The organism is Bacillus sp. AFS040349 (genome assembly GCF_002577655.1).
GTDB lineage: Bacteria > Bacillota > Bacilli > Bacillales > Bacillaceae > Metabacillus.
Genome location: NZ_NUMC01000191.1, coordinates 1 through 612, shown reverse-complemented (window position 1 = coordinate 612; position 612 = coordinate 1). Strand labels below are relative to the sequence as shown.

The 612-nt window shown below is 36.3% G+C and carries 1 protein-coding gene; it reads left to right on the top strand.

Annotation, left to right across the window (positions count from 1 at the left end):
* The first annotated feature begins 86 nt into the window (after positions 1 to 86).
* Positions 87 to 569, top strand: a complete 483-nt coding sequence (locus tag COD11_RS25905) for a hypothetical protein (protein WP_098799759.1) — start codon at positions 87 to 89, stop codon at positions 567 to 569.
* Positions 570 to 612 lie beyond the last annotated feature (43 nt).

The window sequence follows — 612 nt, the reverse complement described above, 5'->3', positions numbered from 1 at the left end:
GGGGGTCGAGCACTGTCACTCTACGTACAGGCACCACCCGCCCATTCCCTCATAAGATAACGTATTAGAACAGAGGGGTGACCGGTGTGAAGTGGTGGTTAAAGACGCTGATTCTAACCTATCTTTCTTTCTTGTTTTTTGGGAGCTTTCTTGCAGTAGGTGCTTTGTGGACTGGTATTCTAGAAAAAGCGTTCCCAATCATTTCTGATATCGAGATTTTTTTATATTATTTCTTTGCGGGAGCAATTGGTGGTTCACTAAGGCATCTTTATATGTTTTGCTCTCACTATATGAAAGATGGATTAACCGACTATCGAGAATGGATTATGTATATTTTTTATCCAATATTTGCGACAGGCACAGCTGTTATCGCTGTTACACTTATTCAAAGTGGTTTATTTTTAGTTGAATTTATTGACTACAAAGATGCGCCACTAGCTCAGATTAGTATTGCATTTTTTGTTGGATTTGGGTTTAATCGGTTTTTAAACAAATTAAATGTTGTTTCTAAAAATTTATTTAAAAGTGACAAAAATGATAAAGAAAGTGAAAGTAAAACTTCATCGTAAAATGAAAAACCTCCTGAAAATCTGAGGCCACTGAAAATCTGAC